Genomic DNA, 26,014 nt, shown 5'->3' with positions numbered 1-26,014 from the left:
CATGGCAGCGAATCACACCGATGTTCCCGCACACTCAAACGCAACCGACATGCGGGTAAAAGATTCGTCCGTCACTTGTCGTTTCACGGTGCTGACGGTCAACACCCATAAAGGTTTCACCGCGCTCAACCGACGTTTCATCCTGCCGGAACTGCGTGAAGCGGTGCGCAGTGTGTCTGCCGATGTGGTGTTTTTGCAGGAAGTCCACGGTACCCACGAGCAGCATCCCAGGCGCTATACCAACTGGCCGGCGATGCCGCAATACGAATTCCTTGCCGACAGTCTGTGGCCGCAGTTCGCCTATGGCCGCAATGCGGTATATCCGGCGGGCGATCACGGTAATGCGCTGTTGTCGAAGTTCCAGATCATCCGCCACGACAACCTCGACGTGTCCATCAGCGGCCACGAGAACCGCGGGCTCTTGCATTGTGTGTTGCGCTTGCCCGGCGACGGCCAGGAAGTGCATGCCATTTGCGTGCACCTGGGGCTGCGCGAAACCCATCGCACCGCGCAACTGAAGCTGCTCGCCCAGCGCCTGGACGCCCTGCCCGGAGACGCCCCGGTGATTGTCGCCGGGGACTTCAACGATTGGCGCCAGCGCGCCGATGCATTGCTCAAACCCAGCGGCTTGCGCGAAGTCTTCGCCGCGCACCATGGCAAACCGGCGCGCAGTTTCCCTGCGCGCTTGCCGGCATTGCGCCTGGACCGCATCTACGTGCGCAACCTCAAGGCCAGCCATCCGCAAGTGCTGACCTCCCGGCCCTGGTCGCACCTTTCCGACCACGTCCCGCTGTCGGTGGAGATCGAGCTATGAGCAGCCAGTCGATGGAAAAAACCACCCTGGAACATATCCCTGCTCCGCCGACCCGCGAGCCGACAGCAGTCGATGTCGAATACGGCTGGCAAGGCAGCAATCGGGTCGAATTGCTGGAAAACGGCGAGGCGTATTTTCCCCGGGTGTTTGAAGCCCTGCGCCGGGCGCAAAATGAAATCCTGCTGGAAACCTTCATTCTGTTCGAGGACAAGGTCGGCAATGAGCTGCAGCAGATCCTGATCGAAGCCGCTCAACGTGGCGTGCGCACTACCGTCAGCCTCGACGGCTTTGGCTGCGGCGAACTGAGTACCGGGTTCCTCACCGCCCTGACCGCCGCCGGCGTGCACCTGCAAATGTTCGACCCGGCGCCGAAACGCCTGGGCATCCGCACCAACTGGTTCCGGCGTCTGCACCGCAAGATTGTGGTGGTCGATGGCACCGTCGCGTTCGTCGGCGGGATCAACTTTTCCGCCGATCATCTGGCCGACTTCGGCCCCGAGGCCAAACAGGATTATTCCGTAGAAGTGCAAGGCCCGGCCGTGGCCGATATCCATCACTTTGCCCTGCTGCAATGCGGTCGCCCGGTGCACGCCAAATACTGGTGGCAACGCCGTCGGCAGCGGCGTTCGGAACTGGCCTTCAGTGATCACGATGGCCAGGTGCGGCTGGTGTACCGCGACAACGGAGAGCACCAGACCGACATCGAGGAGGTTTACCGCCAGGTATTGTGCCAGGCGCAGCGCCGGGTGGTGATCGCCAACGCCTACTTCTTTCCCGGTTTCCGCTTGCTGCGCGAGATCCGCAACGCGGCCCGCCGTGGCGTGGATGTGCGGCTGATCCTGCAGGGCCAGCCAGACATGCGGGTGGCCAGGCTTGCGGCGCGCATGACCTACGAGTACTTGCTCAAGTCCGGAGTGAAGATCTACGAATATTGCGACCGCCCGCTGCACGGCAAGGTCGCGCTGGTGGATGAAGACTGGAGCACCGTAGGCTCGAGCAACCTCGACCCCTTGAGCCTGTCGATGAATCTGGAAGCCAACGTGCTGATCCGCGACCGTTGCTTCAATCGAGTTCTGTTCGATCGCCTGGAAGACCTCAGCGACAACCATTGCAAGGCCATGTCTCACGACATCGCGCCACGCGGGCGTGTCTGGCACATGACCATCGGTTTTCTGGTGTTTCACTTCCTGCGGCATTTCCCGGCGTGGGCCGGTTGGTTGCCGGCGCACAAACCTCGCCTTAAACCCTTCCCTGTTCCGACCGGGAGCGCTGACCATGAACCGCGCTGAACCCCACACGACAACTCACGCCAAAAGCCCTGGCAAGCCGCACTGGAGCCGCTGGAAACGACCGCTGACGATGCTGTTTTTCCTGATGCTGATCGTGCTGTTCACGATGCTTGCCCAGCGCCTCGAATGGAACGAGGTGTTCGATAACCTGGCGGATTTCAAGGTGCGCACGCTGATCATTGCGTCGGGGCTGACCCTGGTGAGTTTTCTGGTGTACGCCTGCTTCGACCTGATCGGCCGCACCTACATCCGTCAGAACCTGACCTGGAAGCAGATCCTGCCGGTGGGGATCATCAGCTACGCCTTCAACCTGAACCTGAGCGCCTGGGTCGGCGGCATTGCCATGCGTTACCGGCTGTATTCGCGGCTCGGGGTCAGCAAGAGCAACATCGCGAAAATCCTCGGCCTGAGCCTGGCAACCAACTGGTTTGGGTACATGGTGATTGCCGGTGCCGTGTTCAGCAGCGGGCTGGTGCGCATGCCGCCGGGCTGGAAGCTCAGCAGTAGCGCGCTGCAAGGCGTGGGGGTTTTACTGTTGCTGCTGAGCGCCGGGTACCTGGCGGCGTGCCGGTTTGCCAAGCGTCGGGAGTGGGCGATTCGAGGCATCGAGATTGACCTGCCTTCGCTGCACATGGCGGTGCTGCAACTGGCCCTCGGTGCCCTGAACTGGTCGCTGATGGCGGCGGTGATTTTCACCTTGCTGCCGAGCAAACTGGATTATCCACTGGTGCTGGGTGTGTTGCTGATCAGTGCCATCTCCGGAGTCATCACTCACATCCCGGCCGGGCTCGGCGTGCTGGAAGCTGTGTTCGTGGCGTTGCTGCAACACGAGGTTTCGCGAGGCAGCCTGGTGGCGGGGCTGCTGGCCTATCGGGCGATTTATTTCATCCTGCCGCTGTTGATTGCCCTGGTGATGTATTTGCTGGTGGAGGCCAAGGCCAAGGCGTTGCGGATCGAGAAAAAACCAAAGTGATGGGGTGGTTGTGAGGACGCCATCGCGAGCAGGACCAGCGCAAATCTCAGGATGATTGAATAATGCTCAACCGCTCCCCCACCACCATCTCGGTAATCCACCCGACGAGGATCGAGGTGTAGGCCTGCTGCGAAACCGGATCGCTCAGCGCGTGGTCGGCGCCATCGATGATGCGATGGGTCAACGAGTGAGTCTGCTGGCACGCCGCGCGGTAACTCATGATCGTCGAATGGGGCACGTAGTCGTCGGTCTCCGACTGCACCAGCAGGACATCCCCGGTGAATTGCGAGCAGGCATGCAACGCCCGGTTGCTGTCGGCACGCACCAGGGTGCTTCGGTAATCACGCAGATCCAGCTTGTCCAGGTCGCGTTTCGGCGCGTGCCATTGCTCGTCGCGATACAGCGCTGGCACTCGCAGCGCCAGCCAACGCACCGGCCTGAGCGAGGTCAGGATCGAGGCCAGATACCCCCCGTAACTGGTGCCGACTACGGCAATTGCCGAGGTATCGAGGGCCGGATGCGCGAGCAAGCGGTCATAGGCCGCCAGCAGGTCACGCAAATTGTCTTCCCGGGTTACCCGGGTCAATGGGATACCGGTACCACCGGTGTGCCCGCGCAGGTCGAAGGTCAGGCACACGCACCCCAACCCGGCGATACCTTTGGCGCGCTCCAGATCCCGCTCCTGACTGCCGCCCCAACCGTGCACGAAGAGCACGCCGGGGACTTTCGATTTGGGGCTCAGGAAGGTCCCGCTCATCTGTTCGTCGTCGATGTCGATCTGAATGGATTCGCTTCTAGCCGTCATAGGATTTAACCGTCACGTACTTGAGGAGAAAGTCACTGGTCTGGGCCGGCCCGCGGTACACCTCGATGGCGTCCGCCGGCAGCGGCTGATCGATGTAGGTTTCCACCGAAGACACACGAATCGCGCGCATCCCCGGATCGTTGATGAAACTCTGCAAGGCCGCCACCTCAGCACTGCTGGCTCCGCCCATGCGCCAGGACTGTTCGAGCACGCCACTGCGCGGCTGGCCGTTGCTGCCCAGACCCTGGGCGATGTCGTAATTGCGCCGCGAGGCATAGAACCCCGGATAGGCTTCATCCGCCGCGTTGTCGAACACCTGTGCCTGATGGATCGCCAGTTGCACGTCTTCCGGCAGATCCAGCTTCAGCAATTGGTCATAGTCACCCGGCACCACCGACAGGTTGGACCCGCCATACACCTGCTCACCCTGAGCGTCCTCGGTCAAGTATTGATCACCGCAGTAACTGAGTACCTTGCCGCTGATAAAACTCTGGCCGACGCTGTGGGTGATCACCTGGTTCAGATCCTGTTCGAGCACCACGCCTTCGCAGAACGTGGCCTCAGCCTCTGGCCTGGCCAGCACTTCATCGAACTCGTCGAGGCTTTTGATCACTTCCTGACCACGCCCGGCGCAGGCATGAATCGGCTTCAGACGGATCGGCCCGGTGGACAACAGATGCTCCGCCGCCGGGCGCGCATCCTTCAGGGAGAACACGCTGAAACCGTCGAGCACCACGCTGCGCACCCGCTCGGAAAACAACGGCGCCCAGCCTGGCGGCGCGTGGGCGTGGTGGTTGAGCAACCCGTGGCTGATGGCCTTGGTGCAGATGAAGTCGTGGTCGACATAACCGCCCCACAAGTCCTCCGGCCCTTTGACCCCCAGTTGCCGGGCAGCCGCCGCGCCCACCAGGGTCTGGGTCGGCAAAAGGTAGAGGTCTCGCCCGTCATGCAACTGCGGGTCATAGCTGCCGCCGTACTTGAGCCCCAAAATCTGCGCCAGCCAGCGGGCCAGTGCACGGTTGGTTTCAACTTCGTGCAGTGGGGCGTCGGCGAGCACCGAATGGGCGACCACCAGTTTCCTGCGGTTTGTTGGGGTCATGCATCCCCCTTCAATCGACGCTTGATGAATGTAGATGAAGGGGTGCAGAGATCAGGCCAAGGCCTGTTGAGGGAAAAGGGGGTTTAAATCAGCTCGTTGCACAGGAAGTGATGGCATGTGGCCTGTTTTATTCTGCACGACGCCCTTTGATATTCCGGCATTTTGCACGATTCAATACTGGCACAGAACCAATGTGGGATTTGTTGTTAATGGCCTACCGTGCCGCAGCAGCCGGCGTCACTCCAAACCGCGTCCGATAATCACTCGGCGCCAACCCAGTGATTTTCCTGAACGTCGCACGAAACGCCCCGGGGTCCTGATAACCCACGGTCCAGGCGATGTGGTCGATGGTGCCGTTGGTGAACTCAAGCATTTCCCGGGCCTTGCCGACTCGCAGATGCTGGCAGTATTCCGTGGGTTTGAGCCCGGTGGCCGCGCGGAAACGGCGCAGGAAGGTGCGTTCTTCCAGCCCTGCCTTTTCGGCCATTGCCGCCAGCGACACATCGGTCGCCCCGGTGCTTTGCAGCCAGTGCTGCACCTTGAGTATCGCCGCATCGCCGTGGCTGAGGATCGGCGCAAAGTTGCTGCCGCACTCACTGGCGCTGTCGCTGTGTTCCACCACCAGAAAACGTGCGGTGTTGGTGGCGATGCTCGGCCCCAGCAGCCGGTTGACCAGGCGCAGACCCAGTTCCGACCAGGCCATCAGCCCGGCAGTGGTAATCAGATCGCCGTCATCGACAATCGGCGTATCGGCCTTGAGCCTGATCGCCGGATAACGTTCGGCGAAGGCTTTGGCCGAGGTCCAGTGAGTGGTGGCGCTGCGACCATCGAGCAGACCGCTTTCGGCCAACAGGATAGAACCCACGCAAACACCGCCCAGCGTCGCGCCGCTGGCATGTTGTTCACGTAACCAGCGGATCAATCCCTGTGGCGCCTGGCCCTCGGAAAAACCGCCGATCGAAGGCGGAATCAACACGGCCACCAAGGCGGGCTCCGGGCCTGGATGGCTGTCGAAGACCCGAACCGGCGGCTGATCGCCTTCGACCTGCCAATGGCTGACCCGCAACAGTGGCAACTGCGCAGACTGATGCTCGGCAGCGATCCGATTGGCCACCCCGAACAAGTCCGTCAAGCCATGCACCGCCGCCATCTGCGCACCGGGATAGATCAGCACGCCGAGTTCAGCGATTGCCCTTTCTGCGTCCATTGTCAGTTTTCCCCCTTCTATTGTCGGTGCGGCCAATCCCCGGATCACCTGCCAGAGCCAATACTTCATTCCACACCAACACACACTTCGAGGAAACAGTCATGGCCAAGCAAGCGCTCATCGTAGTCGATATCCAGAACGACTACTTCCCCCAAGGCAAGTGGCCGCTGGTCGGTGCCGACGCCGCCGCAGACAACGCCGTCCGCCTGATCAAGGCCTTCCGCGACGCGGGGGATTCAGTGGTACACATCCGCCACGAATTCACCTCCGAAGAAGCGCCGTTTTTCACTCCGAACTCCGAGGGGGCGAAGTTGCACCCGAAAGTGCTCAACCACGCCGACGAACCGGTGGTACTCAAGCACTTCGTCAACTCGTTCCGCGAAACCGAGCTGAAATCGATCCTCGACGAGCAAGGCATCAAGGAACTGGTGGTCGTGGGCAGCATGAGCCACATGTGCGTCGACGGCATCACCCGTGCGGCGGCGGATTTTGGCTATACGGTCACCGTGATCCACGACGCCTGCGCCACCCGTGACCTGGAGTTCAATGGCGTAGCGGTTCCGGCGGCGCAGGTTCATGCGGCGTTCATGGCGTCCTTGGCGTTTGCCTATGCCAGCGTGGTGTCGACCAACGAGTTCCTCGCGGCCTGAGTCTGCAACCAAATTCCACCGCCCATAAAAAACCCGCACTTCAGACCGAAGTGCGGGTTTTGTATTTCAGCTTGCCGCTTGTAGCTTGAGGCTGGCAGCTGCTTTAGAACGGAATATCGTCATCAAAGCTGTCGAAATCCGGAGCCGGCTGAGGTGCAGCCTGCTGTGGAGCCGGGCGCGACTGTTGCGGCGCCGACTGCTGTGGACGCGGAGCCTGCTGGCGTGGCGCGGACTGCTGGTAGTTGTTACCGCCGCCCTGGCCCTGCTGGTCGCCCTGTGGACGGCCGCCCAGCAGTTGCATGGTGCCTTGCATGTCGACCACGATTTCGGTGGTGTAACGCTTGATACCGTCTTTTTCCCACTCGCGGGTCTGCAGCTTGCCTTCGATGTAGACCTGCGAACCTTTACGCAGGTATTCGCCAGCGATTTCTGCAACCTTGCCGAACATCGACACACGGTGCCATTCGGTCTTTTCGACTTTCTGACCGGTTTGCTTGTCGGTCCACTGTTCGCTGGTCGCCAGACTCAGGTTGGTCACGGCGTTACCGTTAGGCAAGTAGCGAACTTCGGGATCCTGGCCGCAAGTGCCGACCAATATGACTTTGTTAACCCCACGGGCCATAACGTTCTCCTAGGCTACGCACGCTGCCCCGGCCGGGTTGTTCACCAGGCACTCAAGGGTGGTGCGATCCAATAGTTCGGTGTCCAGTTTGATGTAAATCGCCGCCTCTTCCGCGACGATGACTGCATCTGTTACCCCTACGACCGCCTTCAGGCGCTCGACCAGACCCGCTTCGCGGATCGCCTCAGGCGACAACGGCAAGCGCAGGCTCGTGACGTAGGGAGGTTCGCGCATGGTAACAGCAAAGGCCAGCCAGAGGGCAGCCAGACCGGCGCATCCGAGGAACACAACCGACAGACCGCCATGCTGGAACAGCCAGCCACCGAGGATTCCCCCCAGTGCCGAGCCGAGGAACTGGCTGGTGGAGTAAACCCCCATCGCCGTACCCTTGCCTCCGGCCGGTGAAACCTTGCTGATCAACGACGGCAACGAAGCTTCCAGCAGATTGAACGCGGTGAAGAACACCACCGTACCGATCACCAGAGCCCGCAAGCTGTCGCCGAACTGCCAGAAGAATAGCTCAGTGAGCATCAGCGTCACGACGGAGCCGAGTAAAACTCGTTTCATTTTGCGTTTCTTCTCGCCGTAGATAATGAACGGGATCATGGCGAAGAAAGAAATCAGCAGCGCGGTCAGGTACACCCACCAGTGCTGCTCTTTGGGCAGCCCGGCTTTCTCGACCAGCGCCAGCGGCAAGGCGACGAAACTGGACATCAACATCGCGTGCAACACAAAAATGCCCAGGTCCAGGCGCAGCAGGTCCGGATGCTTGAGGGTCGGGATCAGCGCCTGGCGCGCGACACGGGACTCACGGTGCTGCAACGGGCCGGTGGAGCGCGGCACCATGAACATCACGATCACGATGCCGAACAGCGCCATGCCTCCGGTAGCAAGAAACAATCCGGACAGTCCGAAGGCGCGGGTCAGCAGCGGGCCGACCACCATGGCCACCGCAAACGACAGGCCAATGGTCATGCCGATCATGGCCATGGCCTTGGTCCGGTGCTGCTCGCGGGTCAGGTCGGACAACAGCGCCATGACCGCCGCGGAAATCGCCCCCGCGCCCTGCAGGACCCGGCCGGCGATCACGCCCCAGATCGAGTCGGCATTGGCTGCCAGCAGACTGCCGAGCGCAAAGACGATCAGGCCCAGGTAAATCACCGGGCGGCGACCGATGCGGTCGGAAATGAAACCGAAAGGAATCTGGAACACTGCCTGGGTCAGGCCATAAGCGCCAATCGCCAGACCGATCAGGGCCGGCGTGGCTCCGGCCAGATCCATCCCATAGGTCGCCAGTACCGGCAACACCATGAACATGCCAAGCATACGGAAGGCGAACACCAGGGCCAGACCGCTTGCTGCGCGGGTCTCGCTGCCACTCATGCGCTCGCTGTGGGGATCGTGCATGGAAAAACCTCATGTGAACCGGCGGCGATTCTACCAGTCCCATCGATTGGCAGGGTATATCGCGACGCTTTGACGCGCATTGCTGACACACTCTTCATGTAAGACAGTAGCCCACTCGTTCGATAGTGTGCATCCATCCAGTATTTGGCCGTATACTCCTACGTTTTCGACGCCCGCCAAGCGAGGCCACTTTGGACAAGATCCTGATTCGTGGGGCTCGAACCCACAACCTGAAGAACATCGACCTGACCCTGCCACGGGACAAGCTGATCGTCATCACCGGCCTGTCCGGCTCCGGCAAGTCGTCCCTGGCTTTCGACACCCTGTACGCCGAAGGTCAGCGTCGCTACGTCGAATCGCTGTCGGCCTACGCCCGGCAGTTCCTGTCGATGATGGAAAAGCCCGACGTCGACACCATCGAAGGCTTGTCGCCGGCGATCTCCATCGAACAGAAGTCGACCTCGCACAACCCGCGCTCGACGGTCGGCACCATCACCGAAATCTACGACTACCTGCGCCTGCTTTATGCACGCGTGGGTATTCCCCGTTGCCCGGATCACGACATCCCGCTGGAAGCGCAGACCGTCAGCCAGATGGTCGACCTGGTCCTCGCCGAACCGGAGGGCAGCAAGCTGATGCTGTTGGCGCCGGTCATTCGCGAGCGCAAAGGCGAGCACCTGTCGGTTTTCGAAGAGCTGCGCGCACAGGGCTTCGTCCGCGCCCGAATCAACGGCAAGCTCTATGAGCTGGACGAAGCGCCCAAGCTCGACAAGCAGAAAAAACACACCATCGATGTGGTGGTCGACCGCTTCAAGGTTCGCGCCGACCTGCAACAGCGCCTGGCCGAATCCTTCGAGACCGCGCTGAAACTGGCGGACGGCATCGCCCTTGTGGCGCCGATGGACGACGAGCCGGGTGAAGAGATGATCTTCTCCGCACGCTTCGCCTGCCCGATCTGCGGCCACGCGATCAGCGAACTGGAGCCCAAGCTGTTCTCCTTCAACAACCCGGCCGGCGCTTGCCCGACCTGTGATGGCTTGGGGGTGAAGCAGTTCTTCGACATCAAGCGCCTGGTCAATGGCGAACTGACCCTGGCCGAAGGGGCGATTCGTGGCTGGGATCGGCGCAACGTCTATTACTTCCAGATGCTCGGCTCGCTGGCCTCGCACTACAAGTTCAGCCTCGAAGTTCCGTTCAACGAACTGCCAGCCGATCAGCAGAAATTCATCCTGCACGGCAGCGGTTCGCAAAACGTCGACTTCAAATACCTGAACGACCGTGGCGATATCGTCAAACGCTCGCACCCGTTCGAAGGCATCGTGCCGAACCTGGAGCGCCGTTACCGCGAAACCGAATCGGCATCGGTGCGCGAAGAACTGGCCAAGTTCCTCAGCACCCAGTCGTGCCCGGATTGCCGTGGCACCCGTCTGCGGCGTGAAGCGCGGCACGTGTGGGTCGGCGAGAAAACCCTGCCGGCAGTGACCAACCTGCCGATCGGCGATGCCTCCGATTATTTTGGCGGGCTCAAGCTCACCGGACGTCGCGGCGAAATCGCCGACAAGATCCTCAAGGAAATCCGCGAGCGCCTGCAGTTCCTGGTTAACGTCGGCCTCGACTATCTGTCGCTGGATCGCAGCGCGGACACCTTGTCCGGTGGCGAGGCCCAGCGTATTCGCCTGGCCAGCCAGATTGGCGCCGGCCTGGTGGGCGTCCTGTACATCCTCGACGAACCATCCATCGGCCTGCACCAGCGCGATAACGACCGGCTGCTGGGCACCCTCAAGCACCTGCGCGACATCGGTAACACGGTGATCGTGGTCGAGCACGACGAAGACGCGATCCGCCTGGCCGACTACGTGGTGGACATCGGCCCGGGCGCTGGTGTGCATGGCGGTCATATCGTCGCCGAAGGCACACCGGCCGAGGTCATGGCGCATCCGGATTCGCTGACGGGCAAATACCTGTCGGGCCGGGTGAAGATCGAAGTCCCGGCCAAGCGTACGCCGCGCAACAAGAAGCTGACGCTTTCACTCAAGGGCGCGCGTGGCAACAACCTGCGCAGTGTCGACCTGGAGATTCCGATCGGCCTGCTGACTTGCGTGACCGGCGTGTCCGGCTCCGGCAAGTCGACACTGATCAACAACACCCTGTTCCCGCTGAGCGCCACGGCGCTGAACGGCGCAACGACGCTTGAGGCGGCCGCCCACGACAGCATCAAGGGCATGGAGCACCTGGACAAGGTCGTCGACATCGACCAGAGCCCGATCGGCCGTACACCGCGCTCCAACCCGGCGACCTACACCGGATTGTTCACACCGATCCGCGAGTTGTTCGCCGGCGTACCGGAGTCCCGCTCCCGGGGCTACGGGCCGGGGCGCTTCTCCTTCAACGTCAAGGGCGGCCGCTGCGAAGCCTGCCAGGGCGACGGCCTGATCAAGGTCGAGATGCACTTCCTGCCGGACATCTACGTGCCCTGCGACGTGTGCAAGAGCAAGCGTTACAACCGCGAGACCCTGGAGATCAAGTACAAGGGCAAGAGCATCCACGAAACCCTCGAAATGACCATCGAGGAAGCGCGAGTGTTCTTCGATGCCGTACCGGCCTTGGCGCGCAAGCTGCAAACGTTGATGGACGTCGGCCTGTCGTACATCAAGCTGGGGCAATCGGCGACCACGCTGTCCGGCGGTGAAGCCCAGCGGGTGAAACTGTCCCGTGAACTGTCCAAACGCGATACCGGCAAGACCCTGTACATCCTCGACGAACCCACCACCGGGCTGCACTTCGCGGATATCCAGCAACTGCTGGATGTGTTGCATCGCCTGCGCGACCACGGCAACACAGTGGTAGTGATCGAACACAACCTGGACGTGATCAAAACCGCTGACTGGCTGGTGGACCTGGGTCCGGAGGGTGGTTCCAAGGGCGGGCAGATCATTGCCGTCGGCACACCGGAGGAAGTGTCAGAGATGAAGCAATCCCACACTGGTTACTACCTCAAGCCGCTGCTGGAGCGCGATCGGGCTTAACCGGCCCCCATGAAAAAGCCCCTGTCACTTCATCAGTGACAGGGGCTTTTTTGTATTCGCAGCAATCAGGTGTGGGATTGCAGGTAGTTTTCAAGCCCGATCAACTTGATCAGACCCAACTGTTTCTCGAGCCAGTAGGTGTGATCTTCTTCGGTGTCATGCAATTGAACCCGCAGCATTTCGCGGCTGACATAGTCCTTGTGCTGCTCGCAGAGCTTGATGCCCTTGCACAGCGCAGCCCGCACCTTGTACTCCAGGCGCAAGTCCGCTTCGAGCATCTCGGTCACCGTGGTGCCGACATCGAGATCGTCCGGACGCATGCGCGGTGTGCCTTCGAGCATGAGAATCCGGCGCATCAAGGCATCAGCGTGCCCTGCTTCCTCTTCCATCTCGTGGTTGATTCGTTCGTAGAGCTTGGTGAAACCCCAGTCCTCATACATCCGCGAGTGGACGAAATATTGATCACGCGCGGCCAGTTCGCCGGTCAGCAACGTGTTGAGGTAATCGATCACATCTGGGTGGCCTTGCATTGCCCTACATCTCCCTGCTTGAAAGTTGTAGTTTGAACCAACATGCCCATACCGTCACTCGCAAGACGCAATAAAAGCGAAGATATTCTGAGAAAATCGGCTGAAATAACGCAAAAACCGCCCAAACAAGGGCGGTTCTGCTTCTCATTTAGACTTCGTTAAGCTGTACGTTGAGCAGTTTTGCGATTGCTTCTCCATACGCCGGGTCAGCCTTGTAGAAATGTTGCAGCTGGCGATCAACCACATCACTCGACACACCCGAGATCGCACCGGCGATGTTGCTGATCAGCAGTGATTTCTGCTCTTCAGTCATCAAGCGGAACAATGCGCCGGCGTGACTGTAGTAATCCGTGTCCTCACGGTGATCGTAACGATCGGCGGCACCACTGAGGGCCAACGCGGGCTCAGCGTAACGAGGCGCCTGCTTCGGCGACTCAACGTAGCTGTTCGGCTCGTAGTTCGGCGCCGCTCCGCCATTGCTGCCAAAAGCCATCGAACCATCGCGCTGGTAAGTGTTGACCGGACTCCGTGGAGCGTTGACGGGCAACTGCTGGTGATTGGTGCCGACACGGTAGCGATGAGCGTCCGCGTAGGCGAAGACCCGCCCTTGCAGCATACGATCGGGCGACAGACCAACACCCGGGACCATGTTGCTGGGACCGAACGCCGCTTGCTCGACTTCCGCGAAGTAGTTCTGCGGATTTCGATTGAGCTCAAGTTCTCCGACCTCAATCAGTGGAAACTCTTTCTGCGACCAGGTTTTGGTGACATCAAACGGGTTCTCGTAGTGCGCCGCGGCCTGAGCCTCGCTCATGATCTGAATGCACACGCGCCATTTCGGGAAATCACCCTGCTCGATGGCATTGAACAGATCGCGCTGGGCGTAATCCGGATCAGTACCCGCCAGGCGCGCAGCCTCGGCAGGAGCAAGGTTCTTGATCCCCTGTTTGGTCTTGTAGTGCCACTTCACCCAATGACGCTCACCTTGAGCGTTGATGAGGCTGTAGGTGTGGCTGCCAAAGCCGTGCATGTGGCGGTATCCATCAGGGATACCCCGGTCGGAGAACAGGATGGTGACTTGGTGCAGCGCCTCGGGCGAATGCGACCAGAAGTCCCACATCGCCTGGGCACTCTTCAGGTTGCTTTGCGGCAAACGCTTCTGGGTGTGGATAAAGTCCGGAAACTTCAGTGGATCACGAATGAAGAACACGGGGGTGTTGTTGCCAACGATGTCCCAGTTGCCTTCCTCGGTGTAGAACTTCAAGGCGAACCCGCGCGGATCACGCTCGGTATCGGCCGAACCACGCTCACCACCCACGGTGGAAAACCGCAGGAAAGTCGGGGTTTGCTTACCGACTGCCTCAAACAGCTTCGCGCTGGTGTATTGAGTGATATCGCGCGTCACGGTGAACGTACCGTAGGCACCCGAGCCTTTGGCGTGCACACGGCGCTCAGGGATGTTTTCACGGTTGAAGTGGGCAAGCTTCTCGATCAAGTGAAAGTCGTCGAGCAGCAGCGGGCCACGAGGGCCGGCGGAACGGGAATTCTGGTTATCGGCAACAGGAGCGCCACTGGCGGTGGTAAGCGTTTTGTTTTGGCTCATGCGATCTTCCTTCCTCTGTCGGTCTTGAACTGCCGGCTATCGGCTGAGAAGGAGTATTGATCATCAATATGACAGCTACAAATTCATTAACTTGCAGTCATCGATAGAGAAAGATAATGATCATCCCCAACACATAATGCCGGCGTGGACGAAGGAGACGCTTGTACAAACGACGCGTTTCTTACAGGCACAAAAAACCGGGCACTAGGCCCGGTTCTTTGTTTCAGACTGACGTCTTACTCGGCAGATACAGCTTCGCCAGCAGTAGCACGATCAACCAACTCGACGTACGCCATAGGCGCGTTGTCGCCAGCGCGGAAACCGCACTTGAGGATGCGCAGGTAGCCACCCTCACGGGTAGCGTAACGCTTGCCCAGGTCGTTGAAGAGCTTACCAACGATAGCTTTCGAACGAGTACGGTCGAAAGCCAGACGGCGGTTAGCAACGCTATCTATCTTGGCCAAAGTGATCAGCGGCTCGGCAACGCGGCGCAGTTCTTTAGCTTTTGGCAGAGTAGTTTTGATCAGCTCGTGCTCGAACAGCGACACCGCCATGTTTTGGAACATGGCCTTGCGGTGCGAGCTGGTGCGGCTCAGGTGACGACCACTTTTACGATGACGCATGGTTCATTCCTTACCAAACACTACGTTCGGTGATTACGACGATCAGGCAGTCGCCTTGTCGTCCTTCTTAAGACTTGCAGGCGGCCAGTTGTCGAGGCGCATGCCGAGGGACAGACCGCGGGAGGCCAGAACGTCCTTGATTTCAGTCAAGGATTTCTTGCCCAGGTTCGGAGTCTTCAACAGCTCTACTTCGGTACGCTGAATCAGGTCACCGATGTAGTAGATGTTTTCCGCCTTAAGGCAGTTAGCCGAACGTACAGTCAGTTCCAGATCGTCAACCGGGCGAAGCAGGATCGGATCGATCTCGTCTTCCTGCTCGACAACCACTGGCTCACTGTCACCCTTGAGGTCGACGAACGCAGCCAACTGCTGTTGCAGGATGGTTGCAGCGCGGCGAATTGCCTCTTCAGGATCCAGAGTACCGTTGGTTTCCAGATCAATAACCAGCTTGTCCAGGTTAGTACGCTGCTCGACACGGGCGTTTTCCACCACGTATGCGATACGGCGAACCGGGCTGAACGAAGAGTCAAGCTGCAAGCGACCGATGCTGCGGCTTTCGTCTTCATCGCTCTGACGCGAATCTGCCGGTTCATAACCACGACCACGAGCTACTACGAGCTTCATGTTCAGGGCGCCGTTAGACGCCAGGTTAGCGATTACGTGATCGGGATTAACGATCTCGACATCATGATCCAGCTGAATATCGGCAGCGGTAACCACCCCCGAACCCTTCTTCGACAAGGTCAGCGTAACTTCGTCACGACCGTGCAGCTTGATAGCCAGACCTTTAAGGTTCAACAGGATTTCAATTACGTCTTCCTGTACACCTTCGATGGCGCTGTACTCGTGGAGCACACCGTCAATCTCGGCCTCGACTACTGCACAGCCGGGCATTGAGGACAACAGGATGCGGCGCAGCGCGTTGCCCAGGGTATGGCCAAAGCCACGCTCGAGAGGCTCGAGAGTGATCTTGGCGCGGGTTGGACTGACAACCTGCACATCAATGTGGCGGGGTGTCAGGAACTCATTTACCGAAATCTGCATGGATGCACCTATTTTCTAGCCCTTACTTGGAGTAGAGCTCGACAATCAGGCTTTCGTTGATGTCGGCGGACAGATCACTGCGAGCTGGAACGTTCTTGAAAACGCCCGACTTCTTCTCAGTGTCTACTTCTACCCATTCTACGCGGCCACGTTGGGCACACAGATCGAGAGCTTGGACAATGCGAAGTTGATTTTTTGCTTTCTCGCGAACAGCGACCACGTCACCAGCACGAACCTGGTAGGACGGAACGTTAACGGTCTGACCGTTTACGCTGATCGACTTGTGCGATACCAGCTGACGGGATTCGGCACGAGTCGAACCAAAGCCCATACGGTATACAACGTTGTCCAGACGGCATTCGAGCAGTTGCAGCAGGTTTTCACCGGTTGCACCTTTCTTGCCAGCAGCTTCTTTGTAGTAGCCGCTGAATTGACGCTCGAGAACGCCGTAGATACGACGGACCTTCTGCTTTTCACGCAGTTGGGTGCCGTAATCGGACTGGCGACCGCGGCGTTGGCCGTGGATACCAGGTGCTGCTTCAATGTTGCACTTCGATTCGATCGCGCGCACGCCGCTCTTCAGGAAGAGATCGGTGCCTTCGCGACGAGCGAGTTTGCATTTTGGACCAATGTAACGAGCCATTCTTTACAATCTCCTGGATTACACGCGGCGCTTCTTCGGCGGACGGCACCCGTTGTGCGGGATTGGCGTCACGTCGGTGATGCTGGCGATCTTGTAGCCACAGCCGTTCAAAGCGCGGACTGCGGATTCACGACCTGGACCTGGACCTTTGACATTGACGTCGAGGTTTTTCAGGCCGTATTCCAGCGCAGCTTGACCAGCACGTTCAGCAGCTACTTGAGCAGCAAACGGGGTGGACTTGCGGGAACCGCGGAAACCCGAACCACCGGAGGTAGCCCAGGAAAGAGCGTTACCTTGACGGTCGGTGATGGTCACGATGGTGTTGTTAAAAGATGCATGGATGTGGGCGATGCCATCAACCACTGTCTTTTTAACTTTTTTACGAGGACGAGCAGCAGGTTTTGCCATGATTAATTTCCTGTCGATTCGCTGGGGCGATTACTTGCGGATCGGCTTACGCGGACCTTTACGGGTACGCGCGTTGGTCTTGGTACGCTGACCGCGCACTGGAAGACCGCGACGATGACGCAGACCGCGATAGCAACCGAGGTCCATCAAGCGCTTGATTTTCATGTTGATTTCGCGACGCAGGTCACCTTCAGTGGTGAACTTCGCCACTTCGCCACGCAGCTGTTCAATTTGCTCGTCGCTCAGATCTTTGATCTTTGCTGCTGGGTTTACCCCAGTCTCTGCACAAATTTTCTGTGCAGTAGTGCGACCAACACCATAGATGTAGGTCAGCGAGATAACAGTATGCTTGTTATCTGGAATGTTAACGCCTGCAATACGGGCCATTCAGTGGGACTCCAATTGACAGCTACCTACGCCCCGGAAGCCAAGAAATAGGGCGCGAGATAATATCGCTGTAATAACAAATAATCAACCCGGCAGCGCACTAGCTGCCGGGCTTGAAGCACAATCACACTCAGCCTTGGCGCTGTTTGTGACGCGGTTCCGCGCTGCAAATTACTCGAACAACACCTTCGCGGCGAATAATCTTGCAGTTACGGCACAGCTTTTTCACCGATGCACGAACTTTCATCACCAACTCCTCGAACCTTATGGGTCAGCGCAGCATGCCGCTGCCGTAACCCTTCAGGTTGGCTTTCTTCATCAGGGATTCGTACTGGTGCGAAACGAGGTGCGATTGTACTTGGGACATGAAGTCCATCACAACCACGACGACGATCAGCAACGAGGTCCCGCCAAGGTAGAACGGTACGTTGGCTGCAACCACCAGGAACTGGGGCAACAGGCAGACGGCCGTCATGTAAAGAGCACCGAACATGGTCAAGCGAGTCAGAACGCCATCAATGTAGCGCGCAGACTGCTCACCTGGACGGATGCCCGGAATAAAGGCACCGGACTTCTTCAGGTTTTCCGCTACGTCTTTCGGATTGAACATCAACGCCGTATAGAAGAAGCAGAAGAAAATAATCCCTGCACTAAACAGCAGAATATTCAACGGCTGACCAGGAGCGATCGACTGCGAGATGTCCTGCAACCAGCCCATACCTTCAGACTGACCGAACCAGGCACCCAACGAAGCCGGGAACAGCAAAATGCTGCTCGCGAAAATAGCCGGAATAACACCGGCCATGTTCACCTTCAGCGGCAAGTGGCTAGTCTGCGCAGCGAAGACCTTGCGGCCCTGCTGACGCTTGGCGTAGTGAACAGCAATACGACGCTGACCACGCTCAATGAACACCACGAAACCGATAATCGCTACTGCCAGCAAACCGATGGCAACCAGGGCGAAGATGTTGATATCACCCTGACGTGCAGACTCGAAAGACTGCCCGATCGCTCTCGGAAGACCGGCGACGATACCCGAAAAAATCAACATCGAGATACCGTTGCCAACACCACGCTCAGTAATCTGCTCACCCAGCCACATCATGAACATCGCACCAGCCACAAAAGTGGATACCGCGACGAAATGGAAGCCAAAGTCACCAGTGAACGCAACGCCCTGCCCCGCCAGACCAATGGACATGCCAATGGCCTGGACGAGAGCGAGGACGACAGTGCCGTAGCGGGTGTACTGGCTGATCTTGCGACGGCCAGCTTCACCTTCCTTCTTCAACTGCTCCAGCTGCGGGCTGACGGCTGTCATCAGTTGCATGATGATCGATGCCGAGATGTACGGCATGATCCCCAGTGCAAAGATGCTCATCCGCTCCAGCGCGCCGCCGGAAAACATGTTGAACAAGCTAAGAATGGTCCCCTCATTCTGTCGAAACAGGTCCGCGAGTCGGTCCGGGTTGATACCTGGAACCGGGATGTGTGCGCCTATTCGGTAGACGATAATCGCCAGGAACAGAAAACGCAGACGAGCCCAGAGTTCAGACATACCGCCTTTGCCGAGCGCAGAGAGAGCACCTTGCTTAGCCATTTATTCCTCGAACTTGCCGCCAGCTGCTTCGATAGCCGCACGCGCACCTTTGGTGGCGCCGATTCCCTTGCCGATAGTGACAGCGCGAGTCACTTCACCGGACAGCATGATTTTCACACGCTGTACGTTGACGTTGATCACGTTGGCATCTTTCAGGGACTGCACGGTGACGATGTCGCCTTCCACTTTAGCCAGCTCGGACAGACGCACTTCTGCGCGGTCCATGGCCTTCAGGGAAACGAAACCGAACTTCGGCAGGCGACGATGCAGCGGCTGTTGACCGCCTTCAAAGCCTGGAGCAATGGTGCCACCGGAGCGGGAGGACTGACCTTTGTGGCCACGGCCACCGGTCTTGCCCAAACCACTACCGATACCACGGCCCGGACGATGCTTTTCGCGACGGGAACCCGGCGCTGGACTCAGATCATTGAGTTTCATCGATTAACCCTCGACACGCAGCATGTAGTAAGCCTTGTTGATCATCCCGCGATTCTCGGGAGTATCAAGTACTTCTACAGTGTGACCGATGCGACGCAGACCCAGACCCTTAACGCACAATTTGTGGTTAGGGATGCGGCCGGTCATGCTTTTGATCAGCGTAACTTTTACGGTAGCCATGATCAGAAGATCTCCTTGACGCTTTTGCCACGCTTGGCGGCAATGGATTCAGGAGACTGCATAGCTTTCAAACCTTTGAAAGTGGCGTGAACCACGTTTACCGGGTTAGTCGAGCCGTAGCACTTGGCCAGAACGTTCTGAACACCAGCAACTTCGAGGACAGCACGCATAGCGCCGCCAGCGATGATACCGGTACCTTCAGAAGCAGGCTGCATGTACACCTTCGAAGCGCCGTGACCGGACTTCATTGCGTACTGCAGAGTGGTGCCGTTCAGATCAACTTGGATCATGTTGCGGCGAGCAGCTTCCATTGCCTTCTGGATCGCAGCAGGCACTTCACGCGACTTGCCACGGCCGAAGCCAACACGCCCTTTACCATCACCCACCACGGTCAACGCGGTGAAAGTGAAGATACGGCCGCCTTTAACGGTTTTGGCTACGCGGTTAACTTGAACCAGCTTCTCGATGTAGCCTTCGTCGCGCTTTTGGTCGTTATTTGACATAACTTAGAACTCCAGCCCAGCTTCACGAGCAGCATCAGCCAGCGCCTTGACGCGGCCGTGATACTTGAAGCCAGAGCGGTCGAAAGCCACCTGCGAGACGCCAGCGGCTTTAGCACGCGTAGCGACCAGCTGGCCAACCTTAGTGGCCGCGTCGATGTTGCCAGTGGCGCCATCACGCAGTTCTTTATCCAAAGTCGAGGCAGATGCCAGGACTTTGTTGCCGTCGGCCGAAATGACCTGGGCGTAGATGTGCTGCGACGAGCGGAACACGCAGAGACGCACGACTTCGAGTTCGTGCATTTTCAGGCGTGCTTTGCGAGCGCGACGCAGTCGAGTAACTTTTTTGTCGGTCATTTGCTATGCCCTACTTCTTCTTGGCTTCTTTACGACGGACGACTTCGTCCGCGTAGCGCACACCTTTGCCTTTGTACGGCTCTGGTGGACGGAAGTCGCGGATCTCGGCGGCCACTTGACCTACCAGCTGCTTATCGATGCCCTTGATCAGGATATCGGTCTGGCTAGGAGTCTCAGCGGTGATGCCTTCCGGCAGTTCATAATCCACTGGGTGCGAGAAGCCAAGAGCCAGGTTCAGCACTGTGCCTTTTGCTTGCGCTTTGTAACCAACACCGACCAGCTGGAGCTTGCGCTCGAAGCCTTGGCTTACGCCTTGGACCATGTTGTTTACCAACGCACGAGTGGTACCAGCCATTGCGCGAGTTTGTTGATCGCCATTGCGAGCAGCGAAACGCAGCTCACCAGCTTCTTCAACGATCTCAACGGACGAATGGATGTTCAGTTCGAGAGTGCCCTTGGCACCCTTCACCGAAAGCTGTTGGCCTGCGAATTTTACTTCGACACCGGCTGGCAGCTTAACGGGGTTCTTAGCGACGCGTGACATGCTTATCCCCCCTTAGAACACAGTGCAAAGAACTTCGCCGCCGACACCGGCAGCGCGCGCAGCACGATCCGTCATCACACCTTTGTTGGTGGAGACGATAGACACACCGAGACCGCCACGAACTTTTGGCAGATCATCGACGGACTTGTACTGACGCAGGCCTGGACGGCTAACGCGCTTCACTTCTTCGATGACCGGACGGCCTTCGAAGTACTTCAGCTCGATGGACAGCAGTGGTTTGATTTCGCTGCTGATCTGATAACCCGCAATGTAACCTTCGTCCTTCAGGACTTTGGCAACAGCTACCTTCAAAGTAGAAGATGGCATGCTTACGACGGACTTTTCAGCCATCTGGGCATTACGGATTCGAGTTAGCATGTCCGCTAACGGGTCCTGCATACTCATGGGCTAGACGCTCCTAATACAAAAAAATTAGCCTTGCGGCTACTACTTGTCGCCGAGCTCATCCATGCGGAAAAAGCACGGGCTCAGGCGAGCCGGGTATTCTAGACACACCCCACAAATGAATCAAGCCCCAAAAGGGGCTTGATTCAAGTTCAAGGTCACCGGTGGTCAGGATCTTGCGATCCGGACCACCGAGACTTTGACAGTGCTTACCAGCTGGCTTTAACCAGACCAGGTACGTCACCACGCATTGCAGCTTCACGCAGCTTGTTACGGCCGAGGCCGAACTTGCGGTAAACGCCGTGTGGACGACCGGTCAGGCGGCAGCGGTTACGCATGCGCGAAGCGCTTGCGTCACGTGGCTGCTTCTGCAGAGCTACTGTAGCTTCCCAACGTGCTTCTGGACTTGCGTTCAGATCAACGATGATAGCTTTCAGTGCTGCACGCTTCTTGGCGTACTTGGCAACCGTGAGCTGACGCTTCAGCTCGCGGTTTTTCATGCTCATCTTGGCCATTTTCCTACTCCAATCAGTTGCGGAACGGGAATTTGAAAGCACGCAGCAGCGCGCGACCTTCATCATCGTTCTTGGCAGTGGTGGTCAGGGTAATGTCCAGACCGCGGAGAGCATCGATCTTGTCGTAGTCGATTTCCGGGAAGATGATCTGCTCTTTAACGCCCATGCTGTAGTTACCACGACCATCGAAGGACTTGGCATTCAGGCCGCGGAAGTCGCGGACCCGAGGCAGGGAGATCGACAGCAGACGATCCAGGAATTCGTACATACGCTCACGGCGCAGGGTCACTTTGACGCCGATCGGCCAACCTTCACGGACTTTAAAGCCAGCGATGGATTTGCGAGCGTAGGTCACAACGACTTTCTGGCCGGTGATCTTTTCCAGGTCAGCAACAGCGTGCTCGATGACTTTTTTGTCACCGACCGCTTCGCCCAGACCCATGTTCAGGGTGATTTTGGTAACGCGTGGAACTTCCATCACGTTCGAAAGCTTAAGTTCTTCCTTAAGCTTCGGTGCGATTTCCTTCCAGTAAATCTCTTTTAGTCGTGCCATGGTCTCATCTACCTAGCAGTGTTCAAGCATCAACCGCTTTTTGGGTCGACTTGAAGACACGAATTTTCTTGCCGTCTTCTACTTTGAAACCAACGCGGTCAGCCTTGTTGGTTTCGCCGTTGAAAATGGCGACGTTAGAAGCATCCAGTGGAGCTTCTTTTTCGACGATACCGCCCTGCACGCCCGACATCGGGTTAGGCTTGGTATGACGCTTGACCAGGTTCAGACCACCAATAACCAAACGGTTGTTAGCGAGAACCTTAAGCACCTTACCGCGCTTACCTTTGTCTTTGCCGGCGATCACGATGATCTCGTCGTCACGACGAATCTTTTGCATGTCGGATCTCCTTACAGCACTTCTGGGGCGAGCGAGACGATCTTCATGAACTTCTCAGTACGAAGTTCACGGGTCACTGGCCCAAAGATACGGGTGCCGATCGGCTCTTGCTTGTTGTTCAGAAGAACAGCAGCGTTGCCATCAAAGCGGATAATGGAGCCATCAGCACGACGTACGCCGTGACGAGTGCGGACTACAACAGCAGTCATCACTTGGCCTTTTTTCACTTTACCGCGAGGAATTGCTTCCTTCACGGTAACTTTGATGATGTCACCGATACCAGCGTAACGACGATGGGAGCCACCCAGCACCTTGATGCACATAACACGGCGAGCGCCGCTGTTATCGGCCACATCGAGCATGGATTGAGTCTGAATCATATAATTTCTCCGACCCCTAGTCCTTAGACTTCCACAGCGCGTTCGAGAACATCAACCAATGCCCAAGACTTGGTCTTGGCCAGCGGACGAGTTTCACGAATAGTGACTTTGTCGCCGATGTGGCACTGATTGGTTTCGTCGTGTGCGTGCAGCTTAGTCGAACGCTTAACGTATTTACCGTAGATCGGGTGCTTAACGCGACGCTCGATCAGAACGGTGATGGTTTTGTCCATCTTGTCGCTGACAACACGGCCAGTCAGCGTACGGACAGTTTTTTCGGCTTCAGCCATGATTACTTACCTGCCTGCTGGTTAAGCACAGTCTTCACGCGAGCGATGTCACGTTTAACTTGCGAGAGCAGATGAGACTGCCCCAACTGGCCAGTTGCTTTCTGCATACGCAGATTGAACTGGTCGCGCAGCAGGCCGAGCAGTTGCTCGTTCAGCTGCTGTGCGGATTTTTCACGAAGTTCATTCGCTTTCATCACATCACCGTCCGTTTAACAAAGGCGGTGGCGAGCGGCAGCTTTGCAGCAGCCAGGGCAAAAGCCTCACGCGCCAGCTCTTCAGTAACACCCTCGATTTCATACAGGACTTTGCCTGGCTGAATCTGGGCAACCCAGTACTCCACACTACCCTTACCTTTACCCATCCGAACTTCGAGTGGTTTTTTGGAAATAGGCTTGTCCGGGAATACACGGATCCAGATCTTGCCGCCACGTTTAACGTGACGGGTCAGAGCACGACGCGCTGACTCGATCTGACGAGCGGTGAGACGACCACGAGCTACAGACTTCAGCGCGAACTCGCCGAAGCTGACTTTGCTACCGCGCTGTGCCAGACCACGGTTGTGGCCTGTCATCTGCTTGCGGAACTTCGTACGCTTTGGTTGCAACATTTGGCGTACCCCTTACTTAGCAGCTTTTTTACGAGGCGCTGGTGCTTGTGGTTTCAGTTCTTCTTGGCGACCACCAATTACTTCGCCTTTGAAGATCCAAACCTTTACACCGATCACACCGTAAGTGGTGTGAGCTTCGTAGTTGGCATAGTCGATGTCGGCACGCAGGGTGTGCAATGGCACACGACCTTCGCGATACCATTCAGTACGTGCGATTTCAGCACCGCCGAGACGACCGCTCACTTGGATTTTGATGCCTTTGGCACCAATGCGCATGGCGTTCTGTACGGCGCGCTTCATAGCGCGACGGAACATTACACGACGCTCCAGCTGCTGAGCTACGCTCTGCGCAACCAGCATACCGTCGAGCTCCGGCTTGCGGATCTCTTCGATATTGATGTGCACAGGCACACCCATTTGCTTGGTCAGGTCCTGACGCAGTTTCTCAACATCTTCACCTTTCTTCCCGATAACGATACCTGGACGAGCGGTGTGGATGGTGATACGTGCAGTTTGGGCCGGACGATGGATATCGATACGGCTTACGGACGCGCTTTTTAGTTTGTCTTGGAGATACTCACGCACCTTCAGATCTGCGAGCAAATAGTCCGCATAAGTCCGACCGTCTGCGTACCAGACGGAGGTGTGCTCCTTGACGATTCCCAGGCGAATGCCAATGGGATGTACTTTCTGACCCATCTCTTCGACTCCGTTACTTGTCAGCAACCTTGACAGTGATATGGCAAGACCGCTTGACGATGCGATCAGCACGGCCTTTGGCACGTGGCATGATGCGCTTCAGCGAACGCCCTTCGTTGACGAAAACGGTGCTGACCTTCAGGTCATCAACGTCCGCGCCTTCGTTATGCTCGGCGTTGGCTACGGCCGACTCCAGCACTTTCTTCATGATCTCGGCGGCTTTCTTACTGCTGAAAGCCAACAGGTTGAGCGCTTCGCCCACCTTCTTCCCGCGGATCTGGTCGGCGACCAAGCGGGCTTTCTGGGCGGAGATTCGAGCGCCCGACAACTTAGCGGCTACTTCCATTTCCTAACCCCTTAACGCTTGGCTTTCTTGTCTGCCACGTGCCCGCGATAAGTGCGGGTACCGGCGAACTCGCCCAGTTTGTGGCCGACCATGTCTTCGTTCACGAGAACTGGGACGTGCTGACGACCGTTGTGTACTGCGATGGTCAAACCGACCATTTGTGGCAGGATCATCGAACGACGCGACCAGGTTTTCACCGGTTTGCGATCGTTCTTTTCCGCCGCCACTTCGATCTTCTTCAGTAGGTGAAGATCGATAAAAGGACCTTTTTTCAGAGAACGTGGCACTGTCGTATCCCTCTATTTACTTGCGACGACGGACGATCATTTTGTCGGTACGCTTATTACCACGAGTCTTCGCGCCCTTAGTCGGGAAGCCCCATGGCGATACCGGATGACGACCACCAGAGGTACGACCTTCACCACCACCATGTGGGTGGTCAACCGGGTTCATGGCAACACCACGAACGGTTGGGCGAACGCCACGCCAGCGTTTGGCACCAGCTTTACCCAGCGAACGCAGGCTGTGCTCGGAGTTCGAGACTTCGCCCAGGGTCGCACGGCATTCAGCCAGGACTTTACGCATTTCACCGGAACGCAGACGCAGGGTAACGTACACGCCTTCACGAGCGATCAGCTGAGCCGAAGCACCAGCGGAACGAGCGATCTGAGCGCCTTTACCTGGCTTCAATTCGATGCCGTGTACGGTGCTACCAACTGGAATGTTGCGCAGTTGCAGAGCGTTGCCCGGCTTGATCGGTGCCAGGGCACCTGCGATCAGCTGGTCGCCAGCGCTCACGCCTTTAGGGGCGATGATGTAGCGACGCTCGCCATCTGCGTACAGCAGCAAAGCGATGTGAGCAGTACGGTTTGGATCGTATTCGATACGCTCGACAGTGGCAGAGATGCCATCTTTGTCGTTGCGACGGAAGTCGACCAGACGATAATGCTGCTTATGACCACCACCGATGTGACGAGTGGTAATACGGCCATTGTTGTTACGACCACCAGTCTTCGATTTCTTCTCGAGCAGCGGTGCGTGAGGAGCGCCTTTATGCAGCTCCTGGTTGACCACCTTGACCACAAAACGGCGGCCAGGGGAAGTCGGTTTGCATTTAACGATTGCCATGATGC

36 protein-coding genes are annotated in these 26,014 nt (G+C 57.9%); 5 read left to right on the top strand and 31 right to left on the bottom strand.

The window, feature by feature from the left end:
* The first annotated feature begins 49 nt into the window (after positions 1-49).
* The 3 genes from VC35_RS17135 to VC35_RS17125 are packed head-to-tail and all read left to right on the top strand — an operon-like array spanning position 50 to position 3,076.
* The gene (locus VC35_RS17135) at positions 50-814 is read left to right on the top strand and encodes an endonuclease/exonuclease/phosphatase family protein (protein ID WP_046041831.1); all 765 of its coding nucleotides are present in this window, start codon (positions 50-52) and stop codon (positions 812-814) included.
* Positions 811-2,103 carry a cardiolipin synthase ClsB gene (clsB, locus tag VC35_RS17130; RefSeq protein ID WP_046041626.1) on the top strand — a complete coding sequence of 431 codons (1,293 nt, stop codon included), beginning with the start codon at positions 811-813 and terminating at the stop codon, positions 2,101-2,103. The genes VC35_RS17135 and clsB overlap by 4 nt, the downstream gene beginning before the upstream one ends.
* Positions 2,090-3,076: a lysylphosphatidylglycerol synthase domain-containing protein gene (locus VC35_RS17125; protein ID WP_046041625.1), complete on the top strand. Its 987-nt coding sequence runs from the start codon at positions 2,090-2,092 to the stop codon at positions 3,074-3,076. The genes clsB and VC35_RS17125 overlap by 14 nt, the downstream gene beginning before the upstream one ends.
* A 46-nt stretch (positions 3,077-3,122) precedes the next feature.
* Here the strand turns inward: VC35_RS17125 and VC35_RS17120 are convergent, their stop codons facing one another.
* From VC35_RS17120 to VC35_RS17110, 3 genes are all read right to left on the bottom strand, one after another.
* Positions 3,123-3,881, bottom strand: coding sequence for an alpha/beta hydrolase family protein (locus VC35_RS17120; RefSeq protein WP_046041624.1), 759 nt, complete (start codon positions 3,879-3,881; stop codon positions 3,123-3,125).
* A complete protein-coding gene (locus VC35_RS17115; RefSeq protein WP_046041623.1) occupies positions 3,871-4,980 on the bottom strand; it encodes a DUF3182 family protein in 1,110 nt (369 codons plus the stop codon). Before VC35_RS17115 ends, VC35_RS17120 begins: the two co-directional genes overlap by 11 nt.
* 214 nt (positions 4,981-5,194) lie before the next feature.
* Positions 5,195-6,187, bottom strand: coding sequence for a GlxA family transcriptional regulator (locus VC35_RS17110; RefSeq protein WP_046041622.1), 993 nt, complete (start codon positions 6,185-6,187; stop codon positions 5,195-5,197).
* A 101-nt stretch (positions 6,188-6,288) separates the two neighbouring features.
* Between VC35_RS17110 and VC35_RS17105 the strand changes: the two genes are divergently transcribed.
* Complete coding sequence (locus VC35_RS17105; RefSeq protein ID WP_046041621.1) at positions 6,289-6,837, top strand: cysteine hydrolase family protein; 549 nt, start codon at positions 6,289-6,291, stop codon at positions 6,835-6,837.
* 103 nt (positions 6,838-6,940) lie between these two features.
* Here the strand turns inward: VC35_RS17105 and VC35_RS17100 are convergent, their stop codons facing one another.
* Together VC35_RS17100 and VC35_RS17095 are read right to left on the bottom strand one after the other, a co-directional pair.
* Entirely contained in the window at positions 6,941-7,459 is a 519-nt protein-coding gene (locus VC35_RS17100) for a single-stranded DNA-binding protein (protein WP_007984430.1), read from the bottom strand.
* 9 nt (positions 7,460-7,468) lie between these two features.
* Complete coding sequence (locus VC35_RS17095; RefSeq protein WP_046041620.1) at positions 7,469-8,866, bottom strand: MFS transporter; 1,398 nt, start codon at positions 8,864-8,866, stop codon at positions 7,469-7,471.
* A gap of 191 nt (positions 8,867-9,057) precedes the next feature.
* Between VC35_RS17095 and uvrA the strand changes: the two genes are divergently transcribed.
* The gene (gene uvrA / locus VC35_RS17090; RefSeq protein ID WP_046041619.1) at positions 9,058-11,892 is read left to right on the top strand and encodes an excinuclease ABC subunit UvrA; all 2,835 of its coding nucleotides are present in this window, start codon (positions 9,058-9,060) and stop codon (positions 11,890-11,892) included.
* Between the two features lie 65 nt (positions 11,893-11,957).
* Here the strand turns inward: uvrA and bfr are convergent, their stop codons facing one another.
* The 26 genes from bfr to rplB all read right to left on the bottom strand — a co-directional run bounded on the left by bfr (position 11,958) and on the right by rplB (position 26,009).
* Positions 11,958-12,422, bottom strand: a complete 465-nt coding sequence (gene bfr, locus VC35_RS17085) for a bacterioferritin (RefSeq protein ID WP_008053867.1) — start codon at positions 12,420-12,422, stop codon at positions 11,958-11,960.
* A gap of 148 nt (positions 12,423-12,570) precedes the next feature.
* Positions 12,571-14,025, bottom strand: a complete 1,455-nt coding sequence (locus tag VC35_RS17080; RefSeq protein WP_046041618.1) for a catalase — start codon at positions 14,023-14,025, stop codon at positions 12,571-12,573.
* 236 nt (positions 14,026-14,261) lie between these two features.
* Positions 14,262-14,648, bottom strand: a complete 387-nt coding sequence (rplQ, locus tag VC35_RS17075; RefSeq protein WP_046041617.1) for a 50S ribosomal protein L17 — start codon at positions 14,646-14,648, stop codon at positions 14,262-14,264.
* Positions 14,649-14,690: 42 nt separating this feature from the next.
* The gene (locus tag VC35_RS17070; RefSeq protein WP_007970428.1) at positions 14,691-15,692 is read right to left on the bottom strand and encodes a DNA-directed RNA polymerase subunit alpha; all 1,002 of its coding nucleotides are present in this window, start codon (positions 15,690-15,692) and stop codon (positions 14,691-14,693) included.
* Positions 15,693-15,714: 22 nt separating this feature from the next.
* Entirely contained in the window at positions 15,715-16,335 is a 621-nt protein-coding gene (gene rpsD / locus VC35_RS17065) for a 30S ribosomal protein S4 (protein ID WP_003176404.1), read from the bottom strand.
* Between the two features lie 18 nt (positions 16,336-16,353).
* The gene (gene rpsK / locus VC35_RS17060) at positions 16,354-16,743 is read right to left on the bottom strand and encodes a 30S ribosomal protein S11 (protein ID WP_002555466.1); all 390 of its coding nucleotides are present in this window, start codon (positions 16,741-16,743) and stop codon (positions 16,354-16,356) included.
* A 30-nt stretch (positions 16,744-16,773) separates the two neighbouring features.
* The gene (rpsM, locus tag VC35_RS17055) at positions 16,774-17,130 is read right to left on the bottom strand and encodes a 30S ribosomal protein S13 (RefSeq protein WP_009045849.1); all 357 of its coding nucleotides are present in this window, start codon (positions 17,128-17,130) and stop codon (positions 16,774-16,776) included.
* Between the two features lie 130 nt (positions 17,131-17,260).
* Positions 17,261-17,377, bottom strand: a complete 117-nt coding sequence (rpmJ, locus tag VC35_RS29005; RefSeq protein ID WP_002555468.1) for a 50S ribosomal protein L36 — start codon at positions 17,375-17,377, stop codon at positions 17,261-17,263.
* 24 nt (positions 17,378-17,401) lie between these two features.
* A complete protein-coding gene (secY, locus tag VC35_RS17050) occupies positions 17,402-18,730 on the bottom strand; it encodes a preprotein translocase subunit SecY (RefSeq protein WP_003228718.1) in 1,329 nt (442 codons plus the stop codon).
* Complete coding sequence (gene rplO, locus VC35_RS17045) at positions 18,731-19,168, bottom strand: 50S ribosomal protein L15 (protein WP_007896782.1); 438 nt, start codon at positions 19,166-19,168, stop codon at positions 18,731-18,733. It lies immediately after the preceding gene.
* A gap of 3 nt (positions 19,169-19,171) precedes the next feature.
* Positions 19,172-19,348, bottom strand: a complete 177-nt coding sequence (gene rpmD, locus VC35_RS17040; protein WP_003186033.1) for a 50S ribosomal protein L30 — start codon at positions 19,346-19,348, stop codon at positions 19,172-19,174.
* A gap of 2 nt (positions 19,349-19,350) precedes the next feature.
* Complete coding sequence (gene rpsE, locus VC35_RS17035; RefSeq protein ID WP_007943782.1) at positions 19,351-19,851, bottom strand: 30S ribosomal protein S5; 501 nt, start codon at positions 19,849-19,851, stop codon at positions 19,351-19,353.
* A gap of 3 nt (positions 19,852-19,854) precedes the next feature.
* Complete coding sequence (rplR, locus tag VC35_RS17030; RefSeq protein ID WP_003186037.1) at positions 19,855-20,205, bottom strand: 50S ribosomal protein L18; 351 nt, start codon at positions 20,203-20,205, stop codon at positions 19,855-19,857.
* Positions 20,206-20,215: 10 nt separating this feature from the next.
* Positions 20,216-20,749, bottom strand: a complete 534-nt coding sequence (gene rplF / locus VC35_RS17025) for a 50S ribosomal protein L6 (protein ID WP_003176412.1) — start codon at positions 20,747-20,749, stop codon at positions 20,216-20,218.
* Positions 20,750-20,761: 12 nt separating this feature from the next.
* Positions 20,762-21,154, bottom strand: a complete 393-nt coding sequence (rpsH, locus tag VC35_RS17020; RefSeq protein ID WP_003186040.1) for a 30S ribosomal protein S8 — start codon at positions 21,152-21,154, stop codon at positions 20,762-20,764.
* A 209-nt stretch (positions 21,155-21,363) separates the two neighbouring features.
* Positions 21,364-21,669, bottom strand: a complete 306-nt coding sequence (gene rpsN / locus VC35_RS17015) for a 30S ribosomal protein S14 (RefSeq protein ID WP_003176414.1) — start codon at positions 21,667-21,669, stop codon at positions 21,364-21,366.
* A gap of 13 nt (positions 21,670-21,682) precedes the next feature.
* A complete protein-coding gene (gene rplE, locus VC35_RS17010) occupies positions 21,683-22,222 on the bottom strand; it encodes a 50S ribosomal protein L5 (protein ID WP_003176415.1) in 540 nt (179 codons plus the stop codon).
* 22 nt (positions 22,223-22,244) lie between these two features.
* A complete protein-coding gene (rplX, locus tag VC35_RS17005; RefSeq protein ID WP_003176416.1) occupies positions 22,245-22,559 on the bottom strand; it encodes a 50S ribosomal protein L24 in 315 nt (104 codons plus the stop codon).
* Positions 22,560-22,570: 11 nt separating this feature from the next.
* Complete coding sequence (gene rplN / locus VC35_RS17000; RefSeq protein ID WP_002555479.1) at positions 22,571-22,939, bottom strand: 50S ribosomal protein L14; 369 nt, start codon at positions 22,937-22,939, stop codon at positions 22,571-22,573.
* A gap of 23 nt (positions 22,940-22,962) precedes the next feature.
* Positions 22,963-23,229 carry a 30S ribosomal protein S17 gene (rpsQ, locus tag VC35_RS16995; protein ID WP_003176419.1) on the bottom strand — a complete coding sequence of 89 codons (267 nt, stop codon included), beginning with the start codon at positions 23,227-23,229 and terminating at the stop codon, positions 22,963-22,965.
* A gap of 2 nt (positions 23,230-23,231) precedes the next feature.
* Complete coding sequence (rpmC, locus tag VC35_RS16990) at positions 23,232-23,423, bottom strand: 50S ribosomal protein L29 (RefSeq protein WP_002555481.1); 192 nt, start codon at positions 23,421-23,423, stop codon at positions 23,232-23,234.
* The gene (gene rplP / locus VC35_RS16985; protein WP_008145497.1) at positions 23,423-23,836 is read right to left on the bottom strand and encodes a 50S ribosomal protein L16; all 414 of its coding nucleotides are present in this window, start codon (positions 23,834-23,836) and stop codon (positions 23,423-23,425) included. Before rplP ends, rpmC begins: the two co-directional genes overlap by 1 nt.
* A gap of 12 nt (positions 23,837-23,848) precedes the next feature.
* Positions 23,849-24,535: a 30S ribosomal protein S3 gene (gene rpsC / locus VC35_RS16980; RefSeq protein ID WP_008065719.1), complete on the bottom strand. Its 687-nt coding sequence runs from the start codon at positions 24,533-24,535 to the stop codon at positions 23,849-23,851.
* A 13-nt stretch (positions 24,536-24,548) separates the two neighbouring features.
* Positions 24,549-24,881: a 50S ribosomal protein L22 gene (rplV, locus tag VC35_RS16975; protein WP_003103908.1), complete on the bottom strand. Its 333-nt coding sequence runs from the start codon at positions 24,879-24,881 to the stop codon at positions 24,549-24,551.
* An 11-nt stretch (positions 24,882-24,892) separates the two neighbouring features.
* Positions 24,893-25,168 carry a 30S ribosomal protein S19 gene (gene rpsS / locus VC35_RS16970; RefSeq protein ID WP_002555486.1) on the bottom strand — a complete coding sequence of 92 codons (276 nt, stop codon included), beginning with the start codon at positions 25,166-25,168 and terminating at the stop codon, positions 24,893-24,895.
* A 16-nt stretch (positions 25,169-25,184) separates the two neighbouring features.
* Positions 25,185-26,009, bottom strand: coding sequence for a 50S ribosomal protein L2 (gene rplB / locus VC35_RS16965; protein ID WP_003176423.1), 825 nt, complete (start codon positions 26,007-26,009; stop codon positions 25,185-25,187).
* Positions 26,010-26,014 lie beyond the last annotated feature (5 nt).

Source organism: Pseudomonas fluorescens, from assembly GCF_000967965.1.
Classification (GTDB): domain Bacteria; phylum Pseudomonadota; class Gammaproteobacteria; order Pseudomonadales; family Pseudomonadaceae; genus Aquipseudomonas; species Aquipseudomonas grandcourensis.
The sequence above is the reverse complement of the archived record's forward strand: the minus strand, read 5'-3'. Positions and strand labels throughout refer to the sequence as shown.

What these genes read in the sequence shown, in the direction of transcription:
- VC35_RS17120 (WP_046041624.1), bottom strand. Translation starts at nt 3,881, where the DNA reads ATGACGGCTAGAAGCGAATCCATTCAGATCGACATCGACGACGAACAG.
- rplP (WP_008145497.1), bottom strand. Translation starts at nt 23,836, where the DNA reads ATGTTGCAACCAAAGCGTACGAAGTTCCGCAAGCAGATGACAGGCCAC.
- rplR (WP_003186037.1), bottom strand. Translation starts at nt 20,205, where the DNA reads ATGACCGACAAAAAAGTTACTCGACTGCGTCGCGCTCGCAAAGCACGC.
- secY (WP_003228718.1), bottom strand. Translation starts at nt 18,730, where the DNA reads ATGGCTAAGCAAGGTGCTCTCTCTGCGCTCGGCAAAGGCGGTATGTCT.
- rpsM (WP_009045849.1), bottom strand. Translation starts at nt 17,130, where the DNA reads ATGGCCCGTATTGCAGGCGTTAACATTCCAGATAACAAGCATACTGTT.
- rplX (WP_003176416.1), bottom strand. Translation starts at nt 22,559, where the DNA reads ATGCAAAAGATTCGTCGTGACGACGAGATCATCGTGATCGCCGGCAAA.
- rplF (WP_003176412.1), bottom strand. Translation starts at nt 20,749, where the DNA reads ATGTCACGCGTCGCTAAGAACCCCGTTAAGCTGCCAGCCGGTGTCGAA.
- rplV (WP_003103908.1), bottom strand. Translation starts at nt 24,881, where the DNA reads ATGGAAGTAGCCGCTAAGTTGTCGGGCGCTCGAATCTCCGCCCAGAAA.
- rpsK (WP_002555466.1), bottom strand. Translation starts at nt 16,743, where the DNA reads ATGGCAAAACCTGCTGCTCGTCCTCGTAAAAAAGTTAAAAAGACAGTG.
- VC35_RS17125 (WP_046041625.1), top strand. Translation starts at nt 2,090, where the DNA reads ATGAACCGCGCTGAACCCCACACGACAACTCACGCCAAAAGCCCTGGC.
- rplO (WP_007896782.1), bottom strand. Translation starts at nt 19,168, where the DNA reads ATGAAACTCAATGATCTGAGTCCAGCGCCGGGTTCCCGTCGCGAAAAG.
- VC35_RS17070 (WP_007970428.1), bottom strand. Translation starts at nt 15,692, where the DNA reads ATGCAGATTTCGGTAAATGAGTTCCTGACACCCCGCCACATTGATGTG.
- rplE (WP_003176415.1), bottom strand. Translation starts at nt 22,222, where the DNA reads ATGGCACGACTAAAAGAGATTTACTGGAAGGAAATCGCACCGAAGCTT.
- rplN (WP_002555479.1), bottom strand. Translation starts at nt 22,939, where the DNA reads ATGATTCAGACTCAATCCATGCTCGATGTGGCCGATAACAGCGGCGCT.
- rpsH (WP_003186040.1), bottom strand. Translation starts at nt 21,154, where the DNA reads ATGAGTATGCAGGACCCGTTAGCGGACATGCTAACTCGAATCCGTAAT.
- VC35_RS17115 (WP_046041623.1), bottom strand. Translation starts at nt 4,980, where the DNA reads ATGACCCCAACAAACCGCAGGAAACTGGTGGTCGCCCATTCGGTGCTC.
- rpsQ (WP_003176419.1), bottom strand. Translation starts at nt 23,229, where the DNA reads ATGGCTGAAGCCGAAAAAACTGTCCGTACGCTGACTGGCCGTGTTGTC.
- rpsE (WP_007943782.1), bottom strand. Translation starts at nt 19,851, where the DNA reads ATGTCAAATAACGACCAAAAGCGCGACGAAGGCTACATCGAGAAGCTG.
- rpmC (WP_002555481.1), bottom strand. Translation starts at nt 23,423, where the DNA reads ATGAAAGCGAATGAACTTCGTGAAAAATCCGCACAGCAGCTGAACGAG.
- rpsN (WP_003176414.1), bottom strand. Translation starts at nt 21,669, where the DNA reads ATGGCCAAGATGAGCATGAAAAACCGCGAGCTGAAGCGTCAGCTCACG.
- rpsD (WP_003176404.1), bottom strand. Translation starts at nt 16,335, where the DNA reads ATGGCTCGTTACATTGGTCCAAAATGCAAACTCGCTCGTCGCGAAGGC.
- rpsC (WP_008065719.1), bottom strand. Translation starts at nt 24,535, where the DNA reads ATGGGTCAGAAAGTACATCCCATTGGCATTCGCCTGGGAATCGTCAAG.
- rpmJ (WP_002555468.1), bottom strand. Translation starts at nt 17,377, where the DNA reads ATGAAAGTTCGTGCATCGGTGAAAAAGCTGTGCCGTAACTGCAAGATT.
- VC35_RS17100 (WP_007984430.1), bottom strand. Translation starts at nt 7,459, where the DNA reads ATGGCCCGTGGGGTTAACAAAGTCATATTGGTCGGCACTTGCGGCCAG.
- VC35_RS17080 (WP_046041618.1), bottom strand. Translation starts at nt 14,025, where the DNA reads ATGAGCCAAAACAAAACGCTTACCACCGCCAGTGGCGCTCCTGTTGCC.
- VC35_RS17105 (WP_046041621.1), top strand. Translation starts at nt 6,289, where the DNA reads ATGGCCAAGCAAGCGCTCATCGTAGTCGATATCCAGAACGACTACTTC.
- bfr (WP_008053867.1), bottom strand. Translation starts at nt 12,422, where the DNA reads ATGCAAGGCCACCCAGATGTGATCGATTACCTCAACACGTTGCTGACC.
- rplB (WP_003176423.1), bottom strand. Translation starts at nt 26,009, where the DNA reads ATGGCAATCGTTAAATGCAAACCGACTTCCCCTGGCCGCCGTTTTGTG.
- VC35_RS17110 (WP_046041622.1), bottom strand. Translation starts at nt 6,187, where the DNA reads ATGGACGCAGAAAGGGCAATCGCTGAACTCGGCGTGCTGATCTATCCC.
- VC35_RS17135 (WP_046041831.1), top strand. Translation starts at nt 50, where the DNA reads ATGCGGGTAAAAGATTCGTCCGTCACTTGTCGTTTCACGGTGCTGACG.
- VC35_RS17095 (WP_046041620.1), bottom strand. Translation starts at nt 8,866, where the DNA reads ATGCACGATCCCCACAGCGAGCGCATGAGTGGCAGCGAGACCCGCGCA.
- rplQ (WP_046041617.1), bottom strand. Translation starts at nt 14,648, where the DNA reads ATGCGTCATCGTAAAAGTGGTCGTCACCTGAGCCGCACCAGCTCGCAC.
- rpmD (WP_003186033.1), bottom strand. Translation starts at nt 19,348, where the DNA reads ATGGCTACCGTAAAAGTTACGCTGATCAAAAGCATGACCGGCCGCATC.
- clsB (WP_046041626.1), top strand. Translation starts at nt 811, where the DNA reads ATGAGCAGCCAGTCGATGGAAAAAACCACCCTGGAACATATCCCTGCT.